20 protein-coding genes are annotated in these 23,211 nt (G+C 72.3%); 8 read left to right on the top strand and 12 right to left on the bottom strand.

The annotated features are described in order from the left end of the window. Positions 1-16: 16 nt before the first annotated feature. On the bottom strand, positions 17-2,911 hold the full coding sequence (locus H343_RS30680) for a LuxR family transcriptional regulator (RefSeq protein WP_051265229.1): 2,895 nt from the start codon (positions 2,909-2,911) through the stop codon (positions 17-19). 684 nt (positions 2,912-3,595) lie between these two features. Between H343_RS30680 and H343_RS0114580 the strand changes: the two genes are divergently transcribed. The 3 genes from H343_RS0114580 to H343_RS33595 all read left to right on the top strand — a co-directional run bounded on the left by H343_RS0114580 (position 3,596) and on the right by H343_RS33595 (position 6,584). After that, positions 3,596-4,441, top strand: a complete 846-nt coding sequence (locus H343_RS0114580; protein ID WP_028431755.1) for a metallophosphoesterase family protein — start codon at positions 3,596-3,598, stop codon at positions 4,439-4,441. Beyond that, complete coding sequence (locus tag H343_RS0114575) at positions 4,438-5,115, top strand: 4'-phosphopantetheinyl transferase superfamily protein (protein ID WP_028431754.1); 678 nt, start codon at positions 4,438-4,440, stop codon at positions 5,113-5,115. The genes H343_RS0114580 and H343_RS0114575 overlap by 4 nt, the downstream gene beginning before the upstream one ends. Before the next feature lie 623 nt (positions 5,116-5,738). After that, the gene (locus H343_RS33595; RefSeq protein ID WP_078505625.1) at positions 5,739-6,584 is read left to right on the top strand and encodes a helix-turn-helix domain-containing protein; all 846 of its coding nucleotides are present in this window, start codon (positions 5,739-5,741) and stop codon (positions 6,582-6,584) included. A 79-nt stretch (positions 6,585-6,663) separates the two neighbouring features. Here the strand turns inward: H343_RS33595 and H343_RS30670 are convergent, their stop codons facing one another. Genes H343_RS30670 through H343_RS0114550 form a run of 4 tightly spaced genes read right to left on the bottom strand, consistent with a single transcriptional unit; the run spans position 6,664 to position 12,685 of the window. Continuing rightward, entirely contained in the window at positions 6,664-7,542 is an 879-nt protein-coding gene (locus H343_RS30670; protein ID WP_051265225.1) for a carbohydrate ABC transporter permease, read from the bottom strand. Further along, positions 7,539-8,501, bottom strand: a complete 963-nt coding sequence (locus H343_RS30665) for a carbohydrate ABC transporter permease (RefSeq protein ID WP_078505623.1) — start codon at positions 8,499-8,501, stop codon at positions 7,539-7,541. The genes H343_RS30670 and H343_RS30665 overlap by 4 nt, the downstream gene beginning before the upstream one ends. A 23-nt stretch (positions 8,502-8,524) precedes the next feature. Then, positions 8,525-9,832 carry an extracellular solute-binding protein gene (locus H343_RS0114555; RefSeq protein ID WP_028431753.1) on the bottom strand — a complete coding sequence of 436 codons (1,308 nt, stop codon included), beginning with the start codon at positions 9,830-9,832 and terminating at the stop codon, positions 8,525-8,527. Between the two features lie 3 nt (positions 9,833-9,835). Further along, positions 9,836-12,685: a glycoside hydrolase family 38 N-terminal domain-containing protein gene (locus H343_RS0114550; protein ID WP_158679563.1), complete on the bottom strand. Its 2,850-nt coding sequence runs from the start codon at positions 12,683-12,685 to the stop codon at positions 9,836-9,838. 112 nt (positions 12,686-12,797) lie between these two features. Between H343_RS0114550 and H343_RS0114545 the strand changes: the two genes are divergently transcribed. Beyond that, the gene (locus tag H343_RS0114545; protein ID WP_028431751.1) at positions 12,798-13,856 is read left to right on the top strand and encodes a LacI family DNA-binding transcriptional regulator; all 1,059 of its coding nucleotides are present in this window, start codon (positions 12,798-12,800) and stop codon (positions 13,854-13,856) included. Positions 13,857-13,983: 127 nt separating this feature from the next. Continuing rightward, a complete protein-coding gene (locus H343_RS0114540) occupies positions 13,984-14,340 on the top strand; it encodes an ArsC/Spx/MgsR family protein (RefSeq protein WP_028431750.1) in 357 nt (118 codons plus the stop codon). An 8-nt stretch (positions 14,341-14,348) separates the two neighbouring features. On the opposite strand, the gene H343_RS30660 is transcribed toward H343_RS0114540, so the two are convergent. From H343_RS30660 to H343_RS0114510, 6 genes are all read right to left on the bottom strand, one after another. Then, on the bottom strand, positions 14,349-14,810 hold the full coding sequence (locus H343_RS30660; RefSeq protein WP_037903683.1) for a DoxX family protein: 462 nt from the start codon (positions 14,808-14,810) through the stop codon (positions 14,349-14,351). A gap of 117 nt (positions 14,811-14,927) precedes the next feature. Then, complete coding sequence (locus tag H343_RS0114530; RefSeq protein WP_028431749.1) at positions 14,928-15,992, bottom strand: beta-ketoacyl-[acyl-carrier-protein] synthase family protein; 1,065 nt, start codon at positions 15,990-15,992, stop codon at positions 14,928-14,930. A 90-nt stretch (positions 15,993-16,082) separates the two neighbouring features. Continuing rightward, on the bottom strand, positions 16,083-16,907 hold the full coding sequence (locus H343_RS30655) for an MmyB family transcriptional regulator (RefSeq protein WP_051265220.1): 825 nt from the start codon (positions 16,905-16,907) through the stop codon (positions 16,083-16,085). A gap of 345 nt (positions 16,908-17,252) precedes the next feature. Beyond that, on the bottom strand, positions 17,253-17,912 hold the full coding sequence (locus tag H343_RS30650) for a TetR/AcrR family transcriptional regulator (RefSeq protein ID WP_051265219.1): 660 nt from the start codon (positions 17,910-17,912) through the stop codon (positions 17,253-17,255). Between the two features lie 163 nt (positions 17,913-18,075). Beyond that, the gene (locus H343_RS30645) at positions 18,076-19,002 is read right to left on the bottom strand and encodes an NAD-dependent epimerase/dehydratase family protein (RefSeq protein WP_037903681.1); all 927 of its coding nucleotides are present in this window, start codon (positions 19,000-19,002) and stop codon (positions 18,076-18,078) included. Continuing rightward, positions 18,999-19,616, bottom strand: a complete 618-nt coding sequence (locus H343_RS0114510; RefSeq protein WP_028431748.1) for a ScbR family autoregulator-binding transcription factor — start codon at positions 19,614-19,616, stop codon at positions 18,999-19,001. Before H343_RS0114510 ends, H343_RS30645 begins: the two co-directional genes overlap by 4 nt. A 99-nt stretch (positions 19,617-19,715) precedes the next feature. Between H343_RS0114510 and H343_RS0114505 the strand changes: the two genes are divergently transcribed. The 3 genes from H343_RS0114505 (at position 19,716) to H343_RS0114495 (ending at position 22,539) form a co-directional block, all read left to right on the top strand. Next, complete coding sequence (locus tag H343_RS0114505) at positions 19,716-20,675, top strand: ScbA/BarX family gamma-butyrolactone biosynthesis protein (RefSeq protein ID WP_028431747.1); 960 nt, start codon at positions 19,716-19,718, stop codon at positions 20,673-20,675. Between the two features lie 221 nt (positions 20,676-20,896). Continuing rightward, positions 20,897-21,715, top strand: a complete 819-nt coding sequence (locus H343_RS0114500; RefSeq protein WP_028431746.1) for a putative protein N(5)-glutamine methyltransferase — start codon at positions 20,897-20,899, stop codon at positions 21,713-21,715. Between the two features lie 491 nt (positions 21,716-22,206). Beyond that, positions 22,207-22,539, top strand: coding sequence for a hypothetical protein (locus tag H343_RS0114495; RefSeq protein WP_158679562.1), 333 nt, complete (start codon positions 22,207-22,209; stop codon positions 22,537-22,539). 223 nt (positions 22,540-22,762) lie between these two features. Here H343_RS0114495 and H343_RS0114490 read toward each other — a convergent pair whose 3' ends face one another. Continuing rightward, positions 22,763-23,191, bottom strand: a complete 429-nt coding sequence (locus tag H343_RS0114490; protein WP_028431744.1) for a membrane protein — start codon at positions 23,189-23,191, stop codon at positions 22,763-22,765. Between the last annotated feature and the right edge of the window lie 20 nt (positions 23,192-23,211).

The raw sequence follows: 23,211 nt of genomic DNA, 5'->3' as shown, positions 1-23,211 counted from the left end.
CCTATGTTGGTGCGTTTCAGGATTGCACACGTGTGTACGGCGGCCTGCCGGGCAGCTCGCCCTCGGAGGCTTCGAGTGAACGCAGCAGCGGTTCGAGCTCGGAGCGCCTCCTCACGCCCAACTTCCGGTACACGCTGGTCAGATGAGTCTCGACCGTGCGCACGGTCACGAACAGCGACTCGGCGATGGAGCGGTTGCTCGTCCCGGCAGCGGCGAGGTCGGCGACCTTGCGCTCCGTGCCCGTCAGCAGGTCCAGCGGTGCGGCGCTCATCCGGCGCATCCGCCCGCCGGCGGTGACCAGCAGTTTCCGGGCGGTGTCTGCGAGTACCAGTGCTCCGCAGCGCTGCGCCAGGTCCGCCGCCGTACGCAGATGGTCTCGGGCTGCGCGGGGGCTGCCTCTGCGCATCAGGGCCCGCCCGAGGAGGAATTCGGCTCGGGCGTGTTCGGCGCGGGCGGGCGAGGCGGCGAAGAGTTCCACCGATCGGCTGAAGTGTTCTATGCCGTCCTCGCCCGGGGTGATCATTCCGCGGGCGAGGGCCGCCAGCGCACGGCCGCGCAGGGTGGGCCAGCGCCGCGCAAGCGAGTCGGCGTGCTCGACGACGGCGTGCGCCTCGTGAGTCCGCTCGAGGTCGTCGAGGACGGCGACGGCCTCCACCCACCAGGGCAGGAAGACGGGGTTGTTGACGCCGGCCTCGTCCAGGGACCTGCCGCACTCGAGGAACTGGGCGAGCGCCCCCTCCGCGTCGCCGAGCGCCCAGCGGGTACGGGCACGGGCCATCAGGTACCAGTGGTACTCCATGACGAACCGGTCCATGCGGGGACGCGTGATGCTCTCCAGCAGCTCCTGGGCACGGGCGGGTTCGCCGCGTTCGACGAGCACCGTCGCCAGTGCGGTCTGCGGCATGGTCGATGTGTGGCCCCATCGCTCCTGGCCGATGATGTCGACGGAGGTCTGCGCGTCGGTCAGGGCGTCCGTGTACGCGCCCATGCCGTGCAGCACGAAGGCACGGCTGGACAGCGCGAGGGCGTAGCTCCACACCGCCGCCTTCTGCTGGCTCTCCCGCAGCATCCGTCTCAGGGCGTCCAGCGACTCCTGGACCTCGTCGGCCAGGCTGAGCGTGAAGGACGAAGCCAGGAGCGACCAGCTCTCCCGGGAGGCGTCGGGGGAGAGCAGGGCACGGCGGGCCCACTCGGTCGTCTGCTCCGGCGGACCGCCTTCCATGGCCTTGAGCACCGTCTTCATCGACAGCAGCTGCCGCTGGGCGGGGGTGTCCCCCGGCGGTGGGGTCATCGCGGCGGCGCGTTCCCTGGCGGCGCGGACGGTGACCTTCTCGTCGGCTCCCGCCAGGAGCAGCACGGCCTGTACGGCGGTGAGCAGTTCGCGGTCCGCGGGGGCGGGCTCCGGGCCCAGCTCGGCACCCAGCTCCCCCGCGACGCCGTCGAGTACGTCCACAGCTGCAGGAGCCTGCTGGTTCGCCAGGCAGACCGCGCCGAACTGCAGCGCGACGCCTGCTCTGGTGCGGACGTCCAGCGGCAGGGCGAGGATCTCCTTCAGCAGCCTCAGCGCCTCCTCGGGGTCGGACTCCGAGACGCACTTGGCCAGTTGGAGACGCAGCGGCAGACTGTCCGGTTCGGCGGTCAGCGCCTTGCGCAGATACCGGGCGGCGGCCTCGGGCGCGGCGCGGCCCTCTGCGCGCACCGCCGCGTCGCTCAGCACCTCCGACATCCAGGGGAGGGTCACCTCCGGCAGCAGCAGAAGGTGGCTGGCGACCTCCTCCGACGGCAGTCCCTCGTCGCTGAGGAGCTGCGCGGCCTGCGTCCTCAGCAGGGCCAGCTCGTCGGGGCCGGCTTCGTCGAGTACGGCGGTGCGCACCAGGTCGTGGACCATCTCCACGCGGTCCGGGGCGAGGACCTCGGCGTTGCGCAGTGTTTGCAGGCCCTCCTGCACCAGGGCGGGAGGAAGTCCGGCCAGGGCGCCCGCCCTTGCGGCGGGTGTCTCGCCCAGGACGGCGACCGCCCGCGCCAACTCCCGTACCCACGGCGGCACTCCGTCCAGCAGGTCCCGCACGGAATCGGTGACGACGCCGCCCGCGACCTCCGCGACACGCAGGGCACCTTCGTCGTCGGGCGGCACTCCCGCGGACTTCAGCCGCAGCAGCAGACGGCTGATCAGCATGGGGTTGCCGCCGGGCAGGTCCGCGACGCTCCGGGCGAACGAGGGGGAGACCGGGCCCGGATGGGTGCGGTGGACCAGTTCCGTCACCTCCTGCCGGGTGAGCGGCGCGAGCGGGATCATGGAGGACCATCGCCGCGAGGCGATGTCGGTCAGTACTCCGGGAGCGAGCGGTTCGGTCTCGCTGCGCTGTGCGAGCACGGCCAGCAGGGGCAGGCCGTCCGAGCGCCTGAGGAGGAAGTCGATCCAGCGCAGGGAACTTTCGTCGCACCACTGCACGTCGTCGAGCACGAGGACGAGCGGGCGCTGTGCCATCAGGTTCACCGCGAGCCAGTACAGCCCGTGCATCACCGCGTAGGCGGCGGAGGGCTCCTCGTCCAGCGGGCTCCTGGTCAGCGCGGGCAGGGCTCGCCCGGCTTCCCCGCTGAGCAGCGCAGAGGCGTCCGCTTCGTCCGCGCACAGCTCCAACGGCCCGAACAGGGCCCGCACTCCGCCGTATCCGGCTCCCGCGTCGATCTCGCGGCAGACTCCGTGCAGCACCGTCATGCCGCGGCAGGCGTCCCCGCGGGTGAAGGAGCGCAGCAGGCTCGTCTTGCCGATGCCGGGCGGGCCCTGCAGCGTGACAAGCCCCGCCTTCCCGGCGCGGGCGGCCTCCGCCGCGCGCCGCAGCGTGTCCAACTCCGCGGTGCGGCCTACCAGGTCGGGGGAACCGGTGAGGGATGACGGGTCCTGGGCCAATGCCGCTCCTCGCACCTGGGAGACACGACAGGACGGGCGTGAGGCTTGTCAGCTCTCCGGGCTTCGCAGCACGCGTCCGAAGGCGTTGCCCGCCCGTCGGTGACTCGCGGTCGTTCAAGCTGTCCGATGGCCGGGAACCGGCCGAATGGTCTCTCGTTCCCGCGGCTTCGCTGTCGCGGACGGGTTCGGGGAGATCCGCCGCCCGCAGAGGGGGCGGCGGCCGGCCCGGGGCCGGGCTGCCGTGGGACGTGCCGCCCGTGCGGTCCGTCCGGGCGGGCAGGGGCGCCGTCGCCGGTGACGCGCGGTGACGGGGCCCTGGTGAGGTTCCCTCCCGCGGCTGCGGGTCCACAGGCGGGGTGACCGCCCGGAACCGCGTCATGAATCATACGCGCGCTCCTGTCCCGCCCGTCCGTGCGGTCCACGCCGTCCCGTGTGAGCCTGCTGACACGCCGGCCGGGAACGCCGCGGACCGGGACGAATCCCCCTTCGTCCTGCGGTGGCCGGGCACCGTGTCCGCGGCGGACCGCCCCTACGGCCGGGATCCTCCGGGACGTCCCGGGGCGAGGACGCACGCGGCGCCGCGGTGGACGGCCGCCGCGGCGCAGACACGGCTCAGGCCGCTGGAGTACGTTGCCGCACCGGAGCGCACGCGCAGAGCAACCAGCACAGGAAGAAGAGCCGTTGATGCCGGGAATGCTGTTCGCGGTCAGTGACCTGCACGTCGCCTACAAGGAGAACCGGGAGGTCTCCGAAGCGCTGCGGCCGGACTCCGAGGCGGACTGGCTGATCGTCGCCGGCGACGTGGCGGAGCGCTTCCCGGACATCGAGTGGGCGCTGGGCCTGCTCAGCGAGCGGTTCGCCAAGGTCGTGTGGACGCCCGGCAACCACGAACTGTGGACCCATCCCCGCGACCCGTGCGGCCTGCGCGGCGAGGAGTGCTACCTGCACCTGGTCGAGCTCTGCCGCAGCCTGGGTGTCGCGACCCCGGAGGACCCCTACCCGGTGTGGCGGGGAGAGGGCGGCCCGGTGACGGTCGCGCCGCTCTTCGTCCTCTACGACTACTCCTTCCGCGTCCCGGGCGCTTCGGCCATGGAGGAGTCGCTGCGCCGGGCGCACGAGGCGGGAGTGGTCTGCACGGACGAGTACTTCCTGCACCCCGATCCCTACGCGGGGCGGGAGGAGTGGTGCAGAGCCCGTGCCGCCCTGACCGAGGAGCGGCTCGGTGCTCTCGGCCCGCACGAGCGCACTGTCCTGGTCAACCACTATCCGCTGGTGCGCGCCCCGACGGATGTGCTGCTCCACCCCGACTTCGCGCAGTGGTGCGGCACCGAGCTGACGGCGGACTGGCACAAGAGGTTCAAAGCCGTGACGGCGGTCTACGGCCATCTGCACATTCCCCGTGTGACCTGGTACGACGGCGTGCGGTTCGAGGAGGCCCCGGTGGGCTGTCCGCGGGAGTGGCGCCCCCGGCCGCCCCGCAGGACGCTGCGGCAGATCCTGCCCGTCCCGCCCTGGGGAGTGTCCGCGTGATCGGGGAGCTGCTGCCTCGTGCGGCGTGCGCCGAGGAGACGTTCGAGGACGCGTGCGGCGGCCCGGCGCCCGGCTTTCTCTTCCCCGAGGAGGCGGCCGTGGTGGCGCGGGCGGTGCCCAAGCGGCAGCGGGAGTTCGCGGGCGTACGGGCGTGCGCGCGGGGCGCGCTGGGGCGGCTGGGGATCGCTCCCGCTCCGCTGGTTCCCGGCCACCGCGGGGCACCGCGGTGGCCGTCCGGCGTCGTGGGCAGCATGACGCACTGTGCGGGCTACCGGGCCGCCGCCGTCGCTCGGGCCGGGGACGCGGCCGGTATCGGTATCGACGCGGAGCCGGAGGGGCCGCTGCCGGAGGGTGTACTGCCCCTGGTCTCCCTGCCGCAGGAGCGGGAGTGGCTGCGGGAGTACGCACAGCGGCAGCCGGAGGTGTACTGGGACCGCCTCCTCTTCAGCGCCAAGGAGAGCGTCTTCAAGACCTGGTATCCGCTGACCGCACGTGAACTGGACTTCTCCGAGGCGCTCATCACCGTCGACGCCGCGGCGGGAACGTTCTCCGCGCGGCTGCTGACCGAGGGCCCCTTCCTCGGAGGTGAGCCGCTGCGCGGCTTCACCGGGAGGTGGGCGGCGCGGCGGGGCCTGATCGTCACCGCGGTCTTCCTCCCCCGGCCGGAGGGCTGACGGCGCGGGCCGGTCTCCGGCAGCGCGGTGCCGCGAGCGCCGTGGAAGCCGGCGCGGAACGGCTGCGCCGTACGCTCCGCGCACGCGGCGGAGTCAGCGGGCGGAGCGTACGGCATGCAGGAACGCGGTGAGGTGCCCGCCGGGACACGGCCGCTGTGGGTTCGTGCCCGGGTACTCCCAGGCTCCGCGGGATGTCTTCGCTGCTCCTGCCGGGACCGCGGGAGGAGGACACGGCGAATTCACCTCTGCGAGGAGTAATTCTCCGCCCGCGCGGCGCCCGGATTTCCCTCTGCGTCAAGCCGAGCACGGCATCCGAAAAGGAATGCAATACGCGTAACACCGGCCGTTCCGTGCCACGGCACGCGGGAAATCGGCTGAAGCGCCGAAGTCGTCCGGCACAGCCCGGGAGAACGATTTCGTGAAAGAACGAAGTGCCTTGTGAACTGCGAAGACGACTCCCTCGAACGTCGGAGGAAACCGCACTCGCAGAGCACATCCGTCGATTGACACCCGGACAGACGTGCTGTTTATTGGGCCCCGTGAACGCCATTCGCCTTTCACGCGTCCCGGTATTCACGGCATATTCGCCGAATGTTCTCCCCTTTTGAGTTGCGAGGTTTCTGATGGAGCAGTCGCCATCGACGGCGGTGACCTTCAGCCCGCACAGCCGCATCCGGTCCCCACATGACGGACAGGACGGACAGGACGGCGGCGGCCGGCTGGAAGACGGCCTGGCCCTGCTCGACTCCTTCCGGCCGGGCGAGGACTGGCTTCCGCTGTCGGAGATCTCCCGCCGCGCCTCCCTGGCCAAACCCGCCGCACGCAGCCTGGTGGGCGAACTCGTGGAGCGGGGCTACCTGGAGCGCGGTCAGCAGGGGGTCCGGCTTGGCAGGCACCTGTTCGTCATGGGCCTGCGGGCTTCCGGCCCCGGGCTGCTGCGCGGCGTCGCACGGCCCGCCCTGGAGGATCTTGTGGCCGCCACCGGGGCCGCTGCCTTCCTCTCCGTCCTGGACGGCTGCGACGTGGTGCACGTGGACAGCGTCCACACTCCCGGCCGTGCTGCCAACGCGTCCGTGGCCGGGGAGCGTCAGGCCGTCTGCACCGCCGCCGTCACCAAGGTGCTGCTGCCGCGGACGGATTCGGCTGCCGCCGGCGCGGCCGCGTCCGCGGGCCCCCTCTTCGCGGCCCCACCGGCCCTGGACCACCCCGGCACGGACGGGCAGCGCGCCCGGACCGGGCCGGGGGGCGCCCCGGCGGATACCGCCGGCACCCGCCCGGACGAGCCGGTCGTCCTCAGCAGCAGACAACTGCTGGGGGTGTGCGCCCCCGTGGCAGATGCGGGGGGAGCCCCTCTGGCGGCGCTCACCGTGGTCGGACCGGCGCACGGCACCAGGCAGTCGGCAACGGTGCGGCACGTGCGGGCCGCCGCCGCGACGGTCGCGCGGGCAGTCCAGGCCGGAGGACACTGAGCCGCGGGCAACGTGCGTGCCGCCCGGCGACGCGCCCGTACGCACTCCCGGCGCACCGGGCCCGACCGCCCCGCCGCGCTCAGGACTTGACCGCCCCCGAGGTGAGCGCCCCGACGATGTGCCGCTGCAGGAACGCGAAGAGCACCACCACGGGTGCGACGGCGAGCATGCTGCCCGCCGCAAGGTACTGGGTGGTGATCTCACCGCTGGTGGACTGGAGGTTGACCACGCCCACCGAGACAGGAGCCAGGTCCGGCGCGTCCACCAGGATGAAGGGAAGGACGAACTGCGACCAGGTGGTCACCCCGGACAGGATCGCCGCCGAGACGATGCCCGGCTTCGCCGCGGGCAGCACCAGCAGCACCAGTGCCCGCGGTCGCGAGCAGCCGTCGACGCGTCCGGCCTCGTCAAGCTCCGTGGGCACGGTGTCCAGATAGTTCTTCAGGAACCACGTCAGAAACGGTGCGCAGATCGCGATGTGGACGAGCACGAGACCCACGTAGTCGTTGATCAGGCCGAGGGTGACGAAGACCCGGTAGAGGGGGACGGCGATGATCAGCGGGGAGAGCAGCTGCGCGGCGAGCACGGCACGGGAGAAGGTGCGCCGTCCGCGGGAGCGCCCCCGGAAGCGGGAGAGGGCGTAGGCCGCGGGGATGCTCAGCAGCAGGGCCCCGCTGACGCTCGCGGTCACCAGGACCACGGAGTTGAGGAGGTAGCGGCCGATGGGCGTGGTCTCCAGCACGTGCGCGTAGTTGCCCCACTGGGGATCGTCCGGCAGCAGCGACGGCGGCGCCTGCAGCACCTCCGGCCCGGTCTTCAGTGACAGGGAGGCGACCCACAGCAGCGGGAACGCGAAGAGAACGAGCAGCACCAGCATCGCCGCGTAGTAGGCGGCGTCGGTACGGCGGCGCCGGCGGGAGCCCGGTCCCGCCGGCCGGGCAGGGGTACGCGCTGTCATATCTGCTTCTCCTGACGCTCGGCCAGCCGTACGTACAGACCGATCACGGCAATGTTGACGACCATGAGGACGACCGCCATCGCCGCGCCTCGGCCCAGGTTCAGCTGGCGGAAGATCTGGTCGTAGACGTCGAGGGCGAGGACCTGCGTGGCGGTGCCGGGGCCGCCGCCGGTGAGGGAGAGCACCATGTCGAAGCTGTTGAAGGTCTCCACGGTCGCCAGGACGAGGTTCATGGTGAGGATGGGCAGCATCATCGGGAGCGTGACGCGGAAAAGCTTCTGCAGCGGCGAGGCCCCGTCGATGCGGGCGGCCTCGTGGACGTGATCGGGGACGGTCTTGATCCCGGCGTAGCACAGGATCATCGAAAGGGCCGTGCCGCGCCAGATGTTGGCGACGATGACGGAGGCCAGGGCGTTGTCGGGATCGGAGAGGAACGGGGTGCTCCCGGAGAACCCCAGCAGCGACAGTCCGTGGTTGAGCACCCCGGAGTCGGTCTCCTGGTAGAGCAGGCTCCAGATCACGCCGATGATCACGCCGGGGATCGCCCACGCCGTCAGAACCACCGCACGTGTGGCGACCACTCCGCGCAGGCCGCGCTTCTCGGCGCCGTGGATGAGCAGTGCGATGGCCAGCCCGAGAAGGAGCTGGAAGACCACGCTCGCGAGGACGAACAGGAAGGTGATCTCGAGGGTGTGACGGAAGTCGGTGCCCTTCAGCAGCGACGCGTACGTGCCGGCGGTGACGCTGTGGGGCTCCCCGCTGACGAGGCTGGCGTCGGTGAAGCTGAGCCGGACGATCTCGATGACGGGGTAGACGAGCACCAGCAGCAGCACGGTGCCCAGCGGCAGCAGCCACAGCCACGGTGCTCCGCTCACCGCCCCGCGGGTGCTGCCGGGACGGCGCGCGCCCGTGCGGTGTGGGAGAGCCCGCGGCCCGGGCCGGGTGTCGGTGGTGGCCATCGCTTCTTCCTCCCTTGTGCGGCTCATGCCACGAGCCGGTCGAGGGCCTGGTCGAGAGCCTCTGTGGCACCGGCGGTGCCGGAAGCGACGCTGGACAGGGCGATCTGCAGGGTGTGGGAGACGTCCTGGTACTTGCGGTCGGCGGGACGGGCACGGCCGTAGCGGATGATGTGGTCGCGGAAGACGGGCGTGAACGGGTCCTGCCGGTAGCGCTCGTGCTCGTGGATGCTCTGCCGGGGCGGCAGGTAGCCGCCCAGGGAGCACCATGCGGCCATGCCGCTGTCGCCGGTGTAGGCGGAGGTGATCCAGTCGAGCCCCGCGGCGAGTTTCTTCTCGTCGTCGGTGAAGGCGGCCCACATCCATCCGCCGGTGGCGCTGACGTGGCGGTCAGAGCCGATGGTGGGCATGGGCGCGACGCCCCAGCGGCGGAAGAAGTTCTCGTCCTTCATCAGCCCGTCCAGGGCGGCGGCCTGCCAGCTTCCGCCGAGGAACATCGCGACCCGGCCGGCGACGATGTCGGGGTTCTCGTCGTCCTCCTGGTCGTAGCCCGCGACCCTGCGCGGGACGACGCCCCGCTCGACGCAGCGCTGCACCGCCCGCAGACAGGAGCGCATGGCCGCGTAGCCCTTGCCGGAGGCGAAGGCGGGCTCCCCCGAGCTGTCGAAGAGTTCGGCGCCCTGGCTCCAGTAGGCGGGCCACAGTGTCGTGGTGACCGCGCCCTCGCTGCGGCCGGCGGGGAAGAGGACCGAATAGCCGCGCCGCGCCAGCGGTCGGGCCATGGAGGTCATCTCGTCCCAGTCGCCGGGAGGTTGTGGTACCAGGTCCCGGCGGTAGTACAGCACGCGCAGGTCCGCGGTGAACTGCAGGCCGCGCACGTCCCCGCGGCGCGGCTCCATCTCGCGGCGCATGGCGGGGAACCAGTCCTCCAGTTCCAGCCCCAGGCGCTCGAGGTGCCCTCCGATCGGACGGGCGTAGGGGGCGACGCGGCCGAATATGTAGGAGTCGACCTGGGCTATGTCCGGCGCCCGGTCCTGGGAGGCCTGCAGAAGGAGTTTGGCCATGGCCGCGGAGGTGTCGTTGCTGCTGACCAGCGGCTCTATGCCGTAGGAGGAGCGCTTGCGGTGGGCGGCGAGCCGGCGCTTGAGATAGCCGGCCCGCTCGGGGTCCGGTGCCTGCAGGGAGTAGGGCGGGATCGCCTGCCAGGCGGTGGTCCCGGGGCCGCTGCCCGAGGAGGCGCACCCCGGTGCGAGGGCGAGCGCCGCGGCGGCGCCTGCGGTGGTGCGCAGCAGGCTCCGGCGGCTTGGGCCTCCGGCGGACGGTGGGTGTCGCATCGTTCATCGCCTCCTGGTGGTCGTTGCTGCCGCTGCCGGGTGCAGGCGCAGGGTGGAGATCCGTCCGGCGTCGAGGCGGAGGCGGACTGTGCCGTCCGGGGAAACGGCCTGCTCCTGCTGCCGGTTCTCCTCCAGGTCGCACAGGGAGGCGGCCGCGACGGGGAATCGGGGGGTGATCGTGGCGTCGACGGGTGTGTCGGAACTGTTGAAGACGCGCACCAGCAGCCCGTCGCGGTCCTCCGCGCTCTTCACCGCGGAGACGACGGCCTGCGCGGGGCTCACGCTCAGACCGAGCGGCGGTGCGAGCGGGGCGGGGCCGGGGCGGTCGCTCTGCACGGCGTGTGTGAGGAGCGGCAGGGCGAACTCCTCGGCGGTGCGGTACAGATCGCCGGTGTGCGCGCTGCCGCCGTACGGGCGCAGCGCGACCCGGAAGGTCTGCGGGCCGTGGCACTGTGCGGCGGGCGTGGGCAGTTCGGGACCGACCTTGTGCGGACGCAGCGGGTGGTCCTGCCGGGCCATCCAGCCCACCCCACGCAGGAGCGTCACCTCCAGCACGTCACCGCCGGTGTGCGTGTACTCGTGGAGGCCCTCGGTGAAGACGGCCAAGCCGTCGCGGGAGTCCTCCAGCGCGGCGAAGCGGCGCATCGCGAAGGCACCGGTGGGGCGGTCGCGCCAGCCCTCCCCGGCGGGGGGCGTGGCGCAGCGGCGGACGACGCCGTAGGCGGACTCGGCGACGGAGTGCCCGACGTGCACTCCGGTCGGTACGCGCAGACGCAGCCGGTGGTCCTCGGCGAGGTTGTCGAAGCCGACCTCGGCCTCGACGCGGTCCGCGCCCTGCGGCAGCCGGACGGACAGCCGCAGCGGCAGTGCCACGGTGCGTGCGGTGTCGCGGGCGGCGCGGCCGGGGGCGAGGGACGCGGGGACGGTGAGGTGCGCACGGGCGACGAGGGTGTCCTCGGCGGGGCCGTCGCAGACCTGCCAGTGCGCTGAGCGGGAGGAGAGCGGGGAGTCCCCGGGCAGCGGTCCGAAGCCGTATTCGTCGCCCGCGTCGCCGTCGTCGAGGATCTCCAGCAGTCCGGTGCGGCGCCGGCCGGTGGCGGCTTCGGTGAGGGCGAGGGTGCCCTCGGGTTCGATCTCGACGCGCAGGAAGCCGTTGGTCAGGCTGCGTCCCTGCCGCAGGGTCGGTGCGGCGGACGGCGGTGCGGCGGGGGCAGGAGAGGCGTCGGGGGCGGCCTCCTCGGGCACGAGGCGGTAGAGCGCCGGGGCGAGCGGGGGCACATCGGCGGCGTGGAAGGTCAGCCGGTCGCGGCGAATCTCCTTGCGGCGGTCCAGGGTGTCCTCGACCGTTACGGCGGGCGCCGGGGCGGCGGTGAAGGGCAGGCGCCGTCCGTCGGGGCCGATGAGGGCGTGGCGCGTCCAGTCCGTGCCGGTGGCGGACTGCGTCCACCCGAACCTCCGCTCGCCCAGGGGCGCTTCAGGGTCGGGAACGACGTCGGCGGTGACCCGTCCGGAGCGGGTGAAGGCGCTGGGGTTGACCACGACAAGGGGGATCGCTCCGCCCGCGGCGGCTTCGGCGTGCCCCTCCCGGGCGGCGGCGGCGGTGTGGGCGATACGGGCCAGCGCGTCCTGCGTGACCGCCTCGGCGATCTGCCCCACGCGCGCGAAACGTACGTTCATCTCCTCGTGCACCTCGTCGGCGGAGCAGCCGCAGATGGAGTCGTGCGCGTAGTTCTTGACCAGCTCCCGCCACGCGTGGCGGAGGGAGTCGAGGTGGGAACGGCCGTCGAGCACGGTGGCAAGTGCGTCGAGGCGTTCGGCGGCCCCGGACAGGCGGGCCTCGGTGGACTCGTTGAGCCTCTTGAGCGGTGTGCGGGTGGAGCCGATGCCGTCGAAGACGTCGTGGTTGCGGCCGTAGCGCAGCTCTCCGCTCAACTCGGCCTGTGGAGGTCGCCGTTCGTCGGTGAGCCTGCGGAACTCCTCCAGGCCGCCCAGCCGAAGCCGGGTGGCACCCGCTTCGGCCTGCGCCGCGTCCAGGGAGCGGACCATGCCGGGCACGCCCTGCTGGACGCGCAGGTGGTCGCCTCCGTTCAGCAGAAGCACGACACCTGTGCCGGAGCGGCCGGTGAGGCGTTCCAGCAGTTCGGACAGGCGGTCGTAGCCGACGAGGATGCCGTGGTGCAGCGAGAGCGTCTCCGGGTCGCCGGTCAGCACGGCGGCGTTGGAGTAGCTCTCGGCGAGCCAGTGGACGCGGACGCGTGAGCCGTCGGGGGCTCGCCAGAAGAACTCGCTTCCGGTGGTGTCCGTCTCGTCGCCGAAGCCGCGCATCGCATAGAAGGTGTCGATGCCGAAGCCCCGCAGGATCTGCGGGAGTTGGTGCACGTGTCCGAAGGTGTCCGGCAGGTAGCCCTCGCGCATCACGTGCCCGTACTCGCCGCTGACCCGGCAGCCGATGAGCAGGTTGCGCACCAGAGCCTCGCCGGAGACGTGGAATTCGTCGGGCTGTACGTAGAACGGGCCGGGCCGCAGCCGTCCGGCCTTCACCAGCGCGGCGAGCCGCTCGCGCTGACCGCCCCGGATCTCGGTGTAGTCGTCGAGGATCACGGCCTGGCCGTCGAGGAGGAAGGCCGGCAGGCCGGGATCGGACTCCAGCACGTCGATCAGCTCGTCCATGAACTGGACGAGCTGGAAGCGCATCGTCTCGAAAGGGCTGTACCACTCGCGGTCCCAGTGCGTGTGCGGCACGACGACTCCGAGGGGTTCTTGCGCCTGCTCCTGAGGGGGCGGCATGGCCTGGACGTGCACGTCTCTCCAGATACGGCTGACGGTGACGGGTGCGTCAACGTTGACCGACAACGTTGACGTAAACTCGAGAGGCAGTGCACACTTGACCGGGTACCGGCGTCAAGAGGTGTGCCGGGAGAAAAAGCCGGAGCGGGCCGCGAAGCGGTGAGAGGTGCGGTGAGAGGTGGCTGACTCCAGCGCGGGCAGCGGGCGGGCGGCCGGACGGCCGACGATGAAGGACGTCGCCGCACACGTGGGCACCAGCATCAAGAGCGTCTCCCGCGTCCTCAACGGCGAGGAGGGCGTCTCGCCCGCCACGGCGGCGCGCATCCTGCAGGCCATGTCCGAACTGGGCTTCCGCCGCAACGACTTGGCACGCGACCTGCGGCAGAGCGACCGGACACGCACCATCGGCCTGGCACTCCCCCAGGCCGGCACCCGCTTCCACGACAGCCTGGTCCACGGCATCGACGAGGTCGCCACCGAGCACGGAAGCATGGTCCTGACCGTCTCCTCCCGCACCGCCGCACGGGAGCGCGAGACGCTGATGGCGCTGTGCTCGCGGCGCGTGGACGGGCTGATCGTCGTCCCGGCGGGCGAGGACCACGCCTTCCTGCGGCCCGAGCAGCAGGCGGGCGTGCCGATGGTCTTCGTCGACCGCCCGCCGCACGGCATAGCGGCCGACGCCGTGCTGACCGACCACGCGGGCGGCGCGCGGGAGGCGACGCAGCACCTGCTCCGCCAGGGGCACCGCAGGATCGGGGTGGTCGGTGCCCAGGCGGGCATCTTCAGCGTCGGCGAGCGCATGAGCGGGCACCGGGCGGCGCTGGAGGCCCTGGAGGTGCCGTACGAGGGGGAGTTGGTACGCCTGGGCGCGGAGTCGGCGCAGCAGGCGATGGACGCCTGCCGCGACCTGCTCCGGGCGCCTCAGCCGCCCACCGCGCTGTTCACGCTGAACAACCAGTGCACCGTCGGCGCCGCACGGGCCCTGCGGAGCCTCCGCGCGGCAGGCAGCGTGGCGCTGGTCGGCTTCGACGACTTCGAGACGGCCGATCTGATGGACCCGCCGGTGTCCGTGATCTCGCACGACGTCGAGGAGATCGGACGCACGGCCGCCCGCTTGATGTTCGAGAGGATGGCGGGCCGCTCCCCCGCCCCCGGCAGGACCACTCTGCCGACCCGGCTGATCGCCCGCGGCTCGGGAGAGATCGCCGGGCCCGGCAGCCGGACCCCGGCTTCCTGACACCTTCCGCGGGTCGTCCGCCGGCCACCGTCTCTCAGCCCGCAGCAGCACCACGACCCGCGGGCCCCCGATGTACGGGGGCAGCGAGAGAGGGCCGGGCCCGAGGCACCCGTGAAAGGCTGCTGGGATGGAGATCTGGATCAACCCGGCCTGTTCCAAGTGCGCTTCGGCACTCTCCCTGCTGGAGGAGGAGCAGGTCGCGTACACCGTCCGGCATTATCTGGACGATCCTCCGAGCCCGGAGGAGCTGGAGGAGGTGCTGGAGCGGCTGTCGCTGGAGCCCTGGGAGATCACCCGCACCGGCGAGGAAGCAGCCGCCGGTCCGGGGCCGGCGGACTGGCCGCGCGAACCGGGCAGCCGCCGCCGCTGGATCGAGGCGCTCTCGGCCCGCCCGGAGCTGATCCAGCGGCCGATCCTCACAGCGGACGACGGGAGGGCGGTGGTGGGCCGCTCAGCGGAGTCCGTGCGGTCGCTCCTGGAGTGACCGCGGGGTCACCGCGCCGTGCGTGCACGGTCCGCACCGCGCAGCAGTGCCGCAATCCGGCGCAGCGAGTCCCTGCGGCCCCAGGCGATGAGGACGAGCGGCACGGTCAGCAGCACCGGCGTGATGGCGTACCGGCCGTCGAAGACGGTCAGTTGAGTGATGAGGGCGCCGGCCATCAGGGCGATCAGGCCCAGGGCGGCCAGGCTCGACAGCCACGGTGTGGCGAGAGCGATGCCGCCGGCGAGTTCCAGCAGGCCGACCGCGTACATGAGCCACAGGCCGAGGCCGATCTCCTCGAAGCTCTCCGTGGCCGAGGAGTGGGCCACAAGCTTCGGGACGGCGCTGGCCGCCACGAAGAACAGCCCGAGTACCACTTGCAGGACGCGCAGTGCGAGGTCCCCTCGGCGCCCGGAGCGCAGGGCCGGTGCGGGAACCGGCGAGGGAAGGGGTGTTCGGGACGGCTGCGTCATGGCGGACTCCTTCGCGGTGCGGGGTGGAGCACTCCCCCGGGCAGACCGACCGGCCGGCCGTTTCTCATCGCCTCCGCGCGGCCCTCGTCACATCTGCCTCCGTCACGTCCGCGCGCGTCAGGTCCACCGGCCCTGCAGCGCCGTGACGGTGAAGCCCGGCCCGAAGGCGAGACCCACGCCTGCCTCCCCCGTCTGCGGCGGAGCGTCATGGAGAAGGCCGAGGACGTGCAGCAGCGCCACGCCGCCCAGGTTCCCGCACTCACGCAGGCTCCTCCAGGACAGGTCCAAGTCCTGGCGGGTCAGGCCGAGTCCGGCGGCGACGTCGTCGAGGATGCGCGGCCCCCCTGGGTGCACGGCGCTCCACGAGGGACGCGCGAGCTCCTCGCCGCCCCGCGCGGCCCACGCCCGCAGGGCGGGCATGACGTCCGAGGTGCCGCGCAGCGCCCGGGGAGTGCTCTCGAAGACGAGGCCGTGGTCGGTGAGTTGGCCGAAGTAGCGGTCCCGGCTGTCGGGGAGCAGGTACTCCCAGGTGCGTTCGACGGCCATCCCCGGGGTGAGGCGGCTGCGGGAGACGACGGCCGCGGCGGCGCCGTCACCGAAGAGCGCGTTGTAGAGGGTGCTGCGGAGGGTGGGTTCGTGGAAGTTGTAGATCGTGGAGAGAGTCTCCGCGACAACGACGAGGACGTTCCCGCTGCCCTCGAGGAAGGGATTGAGCGCCTCGGCGGCGCCCTTGGCCAGAGTGTGGGCCCCGCCCGCGCAGCCGAGGCTGCCCATGCCCGTACGGCCCACCTCGGGGCGCAGACCGAGGTGACGGACGAGGTCGGTGTCGATGCCGGGGCTTGCCCAGGAGGTGGTGTGGCTGGTGACCACCGCGTCGACGTCCGACGGCGCCAGGCCCGCGTTGTCCAGGGCGCCGGAGGCCGCTGAGAGAGCGAGAGAGAGCGAGTCCTGGTATGCGGCGGTGTTGCGCTCGGCGACCGGGGCGGCGTCCGAGAGGGTGTGCGCACCGAGGGGGCGGGTGAAGTACCGGCTCTCGACCCCGCAGTTGCCCACGATCCGCTGGAAGCGCGGGAGCTGGGGATGGCCGCGGAGCTTGCCGGCCATGTCGGCCAGGATCTCCTCGGTCAGGACCTTGTGGGGCGGGAGCGCCGTCGAGGGCCGGGCGACATACGCGACGTTCACTGCGGCTCCTGTGGTCCTCACGGTGCGTGGTACCTCTCACCATGGTGTCACCTGACCTGGCCCGCGGCGACGAATGTGACGATCACCTCCTCAGGCGTCGCCGGGGGCGAACTCGACCACCATCAGTCGTGCTCCCGGGCTGCTGAGCGGTTCCGCGGCGCCGAGCCGCACCCTGCCGCGTCCCAGCGTGGCGTGGTGCAGGGGGCGTTCGTCGCCGTCGGGGTGGGAGTAGGCCGCTGCCCCGTCGCGCCGGATGGGGCCGGTGAAGGGGTCGTTGAAGACCTCGTGCTCGAGCTGCCTGAGCGTGGGGTCCGCGGGGTGGGCGTGCCGCGCGGCAACGAGCTGCGGAATGACCATCGGCGCCCAGGAGTTCTCCCAGTCCAGCAGTACCCGGGTACGTGCGGCGTCGTCCAGCAGCATCCAGCGCATGATGTTGTGCGGGGGCAGCCCGCCGGGGAACATCGACGCGAACGCGGGGTTGTACTCCAGCAGGTTCCACGACAGGTCGCTGATGTAGGCCATCGTGGACATCTCGTGGACGGCGCGCCGCCACACCCCCGCCACTTCCAGCCCGGCCAGCGGGTCCAGCGGATAGGGCGGGTTGTGGCCGTAGACGTGCCGCCACAGCGACTCCCACTCCTGCGGGCTGAGCCTCAGATACCGCGCGAGACGGTCGAGGTAGTCGGTCGACGGGTTCGTCTTGGCGCCGCGCTCGAAGCTGCCGTACGTACCGGTCCGGCTGCGCAGGAGCCAGTCCATCTGCGGCTGGGTCAGGCCCGGGACCTGCCTGCCGCGGCGGTCGCTGGGGCGCTGGAGGCCGTGATCGCCGGGGTCGACCCGCGCGCGGGCCTCACGCAGGAAGTTCTGAAGGTCGCGCCGGCGCTGGCGCGGCTGCGGTTCGTGTTGCCGGGGCATGCGGTGGCTCTCCTCAAGCCGCTGCGAAACGGGGGCGCGTTTTATTGGACACCCCGTTCTTACACTCAAAAAGTCGTGCCTGGAAAGGTGAGAGCTCCACGGCCATGATCGGGTGTGCACCACGCTGCCGTCGGGGGACAGCGTGGCGCGAGACGTCAGGTGCGGCGCGAACGGGAGTCAGGGGGCGTCCGCGCGCACTGCGGGACGGGCCCCGGCTCCGCCCCTCGGGGGCTTGGGGGGCCGCACGGCTGCGCGGGCGCGGCACCGTGCCGCGAGCATGGCCCACCACCGCATGGGACGGGACGGACATCCGGATGACGCCGGCGCGTTCAGTTGCCGGCGCCTTCAGTCGCCCACTGCCACCGGCTCGCGGCCCGCGACGTGCAGCCACTCGGTCTCGGTGCCGGCGCTCCACAGGTGCGCCGGCCGGCCGGGCAGCAGCCCGTCGAGCAGCAACTGCCAGTGTCCGGCCAGACGTTGGTGGATGTCGGAGTCCTGGCCGGTCTGTTCCGGGTGCGCTGCCGAGGCCAGGCAGAACGCCAGCTCCGCCACGGCCTCCGCGGTGGTCCCGCCCGTCAGCGCGCCGTCCTTCTCGGCTTCCCGTGCCACGTCGGTGAAGACCTGGCGCCAGCACGCGAGCGGGTTGACCTCCGGGTCCGGCGGCGTCTCCAACTCGCGGGCGAGCTTCACCGCGGCCCTGGCCATGTGGTCGTGCGCGAGCTGGTGGGCCACGAGGTGGGTCAGGTCGATGAGGGTCTGCAGCGCGGGCTGGTCCTTGTCCCGGAGCGCTTCGGCCGCCTCGTAGGTACGGGTGCACGCCTCCCGCCGCACGGTGTCGGCCAACTCCTCCTTGCTGCCGAAGTGGAAGGAGAGGGCGCCCTTGCTCATCGTGGCGGCACGGCTCACTTCGAAGAGCGTGGTGCGCTGGTAGCCGGAGCGGTCGAACGATCTCGCGGCCGCCATCGTCAGTGCGTACCGGGTGAGTTCCGCGCGCTCTTGTCTCATGCCGCTTGTTCCCTTCGTGCGTACCGGCCCGCGGGGGCGACGGGCCGTCAGGCGCAGCAGCTACGGGGCGCTGCCGCAACCACAAACATACAAAGTGTTCTGTTTTTTTGCGCCGGAAGGGACGACAGAGTCAGAAGAAGGTGCCCGGTGTCCGGACTGCCGGTCACATGCGCTCCGGACGGCCGCGATACCACTCGGCCGCATCGGCGAGCCTGGCCAACGGGCCTGGCCCGGGGTCGAGTTCGCACAGCCTCCAGAGGCTCCGGCCGCAGTAGAAGTGATCGAACGCAAGCAGCCTGAGCTGCCGTTCGCCGATCCGGCCGGGGTGTTCGCTCATCCTGGACAGGCACTGCTGCCACGTCAACTCGCCGCTGAGCGGCGGCACAAGACCCAGGGACGCCAGTGAGTCCAGCAGGTCACGGAGGCGCACCGGCTCGGGGTGCACGGCGTGCTGGACCCCGCGCACGTCCGTGGGTGCCAGGGCGGCGCGGGTCACTGCCCGTGCGAGGTCCTCGACCGCGATCAGGGACAGCCTGGCCCGGCCTCCCCGCCAGTATCCCGGTGCGCGCCGGGCGAGTTCGGCGAGGGCCGGCACGACCCATCGGTCCCCGGCACCGGTGACGAGTCCCGCTCGCAGCACCAGGGCTCCGCGGTCAAGTGCGTGCTTCTCACCCACCAGCCGGGTGCGGCTGGTGGCGGACCCGGGGGCCGGCTCCAGCTCCCCCACGGACTCTCCCCGGTGTGGGCCGCGCCCGTAGACGGCCGTGGTGGACAGCTGCAGGACCCGCCGCACACCGGCTCGCGCGGCCTCCTCCATCAGCGCGGCGGTGCCCAAGTCGTTGATCTGGACGTTCTGTTGCTCGTCGGGACCGACATGGGAGGCGGCGTGGACGAGGACGTCCGCCCGTGAGCAGACGCCGGCCAGCGACTCCGGCCGGGCGAGGTCGGCACGGAGTTGCTCCACGCCGGGCGGCAGCGGGTGATCCCGCCGGGTGAGCGCGCGCACCGTGACGTCCTGCCCGGTGAGGCGGCGCAGGACCGCGGAGCCGATGAAGCCGCTCGCACCCGTCAGCACCACCCGCAGTGTCATACGGGAACCTGTACGGGATTCCCGGGATTGACGGCCATCTCCGCCACGACCTGCGGCGGGGCGATCCCCAACAGCATGAAATGCCACAGGTCCGCGATCCTCTCCGGCAGGTCGGCCCGCCGGCTGGAGAGCTTGGAGAAGTGCTGCACGCCGGTGTAGCACCCCACCAGGAGCATCGCGAGCCGCTCGACGTCCACTCCGGTGCGCAGCTCGCCCCGTGAGGCCGCGGCCGAGAGCTGGCCGCGGAAGACCCCGGCCCACTCCAGGTACGGGGCGTCGTCGTGGAAGCCGATCTCCTCCTGCTCCACTGCCAGCCGGACCCCGGCACGCAGCAGCTTGTTCGTCTGAAGCTCCCGCGCGAGCAGGAGAGTCGTGTCGATCAGGCGCTGGAGTCCGTCCGGGCCGGGAGGCAGGACGACCGCCTCCTGCTGGGCGAGCATCACCGTGCGGGCCAGGTCCAGTTTGGAGGAGAAGTGGAAGTAGAGCGCTCCCTGGGTGATGCCGGCACGCTGCATGATCTCGGAGATCCGCGCGGCCTTGTAGCCGGCCTCGTCGAAGACCTCCGCCGCCGCTTCGAGAATCAACTGCCGCGTCTCCACGGCACGTTGCTGCATCGGCCTTGTTCTCTCCGCCGTCATCGGACCTCGCAGACCAGTGGTTCTATGGTTTCCGGCACATATCGCTTCGGACACCGTCCCACCGGAGAGCCGCACATGACTGTCACCCCCGCCGTGCCCCATCTGCCGGAAAACCCAGCGTACTCGTCACCCGTTCCCCGCGAGTTCGTTCACAAGGCCGCGCACGCGGAGGTGCTGCTGACCGGCTGGCGGCGCCGCGGCGAGCGCGAGTTCGAGGTCGGTGCGCAGTGGCCGCGGGACCACGGGTTCTGGCGCACCGGCGGTGACGGGGTGCAGGACCCGATGCTGCTGGTGGAGACGACCAGACAGGTGCTGCCGATGCTGGCGCACGCGGCGTACGGGGTGCCCAGGGAACACCAGTTGATATGGGACCACCACCACTGCCGGTTCGCGGCACCGCTGTTACACGTGGAGGACCGGCCCGCGGAGGTGGTCCTGCGGCTGACGGCCTCGCATCCGCCCGCTCCGGGGCGGCGGCTGCGCAGACTGGCGCTGGAGATGACCGTCAGCGGCGGGGGCCGCACGCTGGGACGGGCAAGCACGGTCTTCAGCGCCCACAGCCCCGAGGTCTACGCACGGCTGCGCGGGCGTTCCGCCGTGGAGCCGTCCGCGGCCATGGCCGCCGCGCTCCGGCCGCCCCCGCCGCTGGCTCCCCCGCTGGTCGGACGGGAGAGTGAGCGGGAGGTGGTCCTCGCCCCGGCCGAGGAGGCGGGACGCCGGCAGCTGCGGGTCCTCACCTGCAGTCCCTGGCTCTTCGACCATCCCGTCGACCACGTTCCGGGGATGCTGCTGATGGAAGCGGCCCGCCAGAGCGGCCACCACGCCATGGCCGGCGGGCAACCCCGTCTGGTGCGCATGGAGGCGCAGTTCGAGCGCTACGTCGATCTGGACGCACCCAGCTGGGTCGAGGTCTCGGAGCCTTCCGGCGCCGGGGCGGACGGCGAGAGGAGGGTGACGGTGACCGTCCTCCAGCGCGGCGTGCGCGCGTTCGGCGCGGTCGTCGGTTTCGCCGCGGCCGCCGGGCTGGGCACGTAGGCCGCAGGGCAAGGGAAGGGGGCTGCGGGGCGGGTGGCGGAAGGAGAGCCCTGCGCACGGCGGTGTCGCTCGGGTAGAGTTCTCGTCCCTGAGCACGCCGCGCGCCGAGGAGGTGGGAGTCATCACCGCAGCACCAGCCGGGTGCCCCTCTCCCGCGGCCGTGCGGGCCGTGTGACGCGGGCGGGCGGAGCAGGCACCGAGGGAATCCCCGAAAGGCCCCCATGTCGCTCATCTCTTCGTCGTCCTCCTTCTCCTGGCTTGTGACGATGCTGCGCGCCGCCGGGTGCGTCTTCGCCGAGGACGAGGCGCGGCTGCTCTCCTGCGCCGCTTCCTCCGACGGTGAACTCGCTGCCATGGCGCAGCGGCGCGCCGCCGGCCACCCCCTCGAACACGTCCTGGGCTGGGCCGAGTTCTGCGGTCTGCGGGTGGAGGTGGACGAAGGGGTCTTCGTACCGCGCCGCCGCAGCGAGTTCCTGGCCCGGCAGGCAGCCGCCCTGGCAGCTCCGGGCGATGTGGTCCTCGATCTGTGCTGCGGGTCGGGCGCGCTCGGGGCGGCGCTGGCCGCGTCCGTCGAGGATCTCGAACTGCACGCGGCCGACATCGACCCCGCCGCGGTGCGGTGCGCCCGCCGCAACCTCGCAGCCGCCGGCGGCAGGGTCCACGAGGGTGACCTCTACGGGCCGCTTCCGGCCGCGCTGCTCGGCCGCGTCGACATCCTGGTCGCCAACGCCCCCTACGTACCCGCTGGTTCGGTCGCACTGCTGCCGCCCGAGGCACGCGTCCACGAGCCGCGGGCGGCGCTGGACGGCGGCGCGGACGGCCTCGACGTCCTGCGCCGTGTGACCGCCCAGGCACCGCTGTGGCTCGCGCCGGACGGCATTCTGCTGGTGGAGACCAGCGAAGGCCAGGTCGCACGGGCGGCCGACGCGGTGGCCCGGAGCGGGCTGAGTCCCCGCGTGGCCGTCTGCGGCGAACTCGGCGCGACCGTGATCGTCGCCCGCCGGAGCGGCTGCGAGGACGCCGCGGCCACAGGTCAGTGACGGGGAGCCGACCCCGGAGCTTCGGCGGGCGGCACGACTGACGGTGAGGATGTGACGTGGTGTCGCCGAGTGGGTCCGGCCCGTCGGCCGACTGCCGTCTCGACTGTCCTGTTGGGGACTTGCGGGACATCCCGTGACGACGGGGAAGGTCTTGTCGCTGCGAAGGAGAGCGCGTCGGCAGCAGATCGTGGCCTCCTGCGGGTCGAGGGACCGAACTCAGCTGCACAGCACGGCTGTTGGCCCCCAGCGGGGCTTCCGCGCCGCGCTCACCAGGGCGAACCCGTGGACGGGAGGAGTCCCCGCCCGTCGGAAAATGCGCGGGGAACGTGCCGTGTCGGTCACCGCCTGCGCCGACGGGAGTTGGCAGTGATACTGGTTGCCATACCAGTCAGTACGTCAGCGACACCGATGGCCTGTACGGGCGGGGTGCGGGTGCCTCCCCCTGCCTCGCCGCGTGCAGCCGGACAAGGGCTTTCATGGGGACGGCGACGATGCAGGTCCGTGTCCTGGCCGTCGCGGGTCTGCGCGTGTGGCTGGCGGCGAGCGGCACGCTGTGCGCCGCGACGATGAGGGTGCTGCACTACAGCCTGTACGCCCGCGCCGAGAACGAACGCACCCAGTTCTACCTGGACTTGAATCATGTCCACCGGGACGAGGCGCTCTCCGCGCACGAGTTGCCCCAACTGCTCCCGCCAGGCAGCCGTCTGCGCTTCCACATCGTCGGGGCGGACGAGGGCGTCCGCGAGCCGCTCGGCGACGACGTGCGCTGCCGTTTCCACGCGGATGTCGCCTCCGCGTGGGCGGCGTGGTCGCGGCAGCCGTGAGCTCCGGCGCCTCGACGGGAGCAGCGCCATGCCTCCCCGCTGCGCCCCTCCGCCGCAGCGCGCACCCGGCCGCTCCCGCCGGGCAGCCGGGTCCGGCCGGTCGCACGGAACGAGACGTGCCCGTGGTTCCTCCCGGCGCACGCGAGGGCATGCGCGGCGTCTCTCCTTCTGCCCCGCCCGGCGGGGCAGAAGGGGTCCGCCCCGCCGGGTGCCGAGCGCCGAGTCAGCGTCCGGCGCTCCGCGCGACGTGCCGCGCCCACAGCACGAGGGGGACCTGGAGCGGAAGACGACCGTAGGCGGCGGCCCGCACCGGGGTGGGCCGCTGCCGCCAGTCGTAAGCCATCTTCACGTTGGCAGGGAAGACGGCAGCGAAGAACCCGGCAGCGGCGTACCCGCTCACGCGACGTGTGCACGGGGCGGCGAGGCCTGCGGCCAGGAACAGTTCGACCACGCCGCTGGCCGTCGTCCAGGTGCGGGCGCTGCCGGGCAGCCAGGCGGGCACCGTCCTGTCGAACGGGCGGGGAAGTACGAGGTGCGCAGCCCCGGCGGAGGCCAGCAGTCGCGCGAGTGCCCTGGCGGAGCGGTCCGAGCGACGGGAGCGTGCGGAGCGGCCCGGAGGGCCGTCGCCGCGGGTGCGGTGGTCTGTGGACATGCGAACCTCCGTGGAGGGAG

The organism is Streptomyces sp. TAA204, from assembly GCF_000424965.1.
Note: the sequence above shows the minus strand (reverse complement) of the source record. Positions and strands in the feature narration are given on the sequence as shown.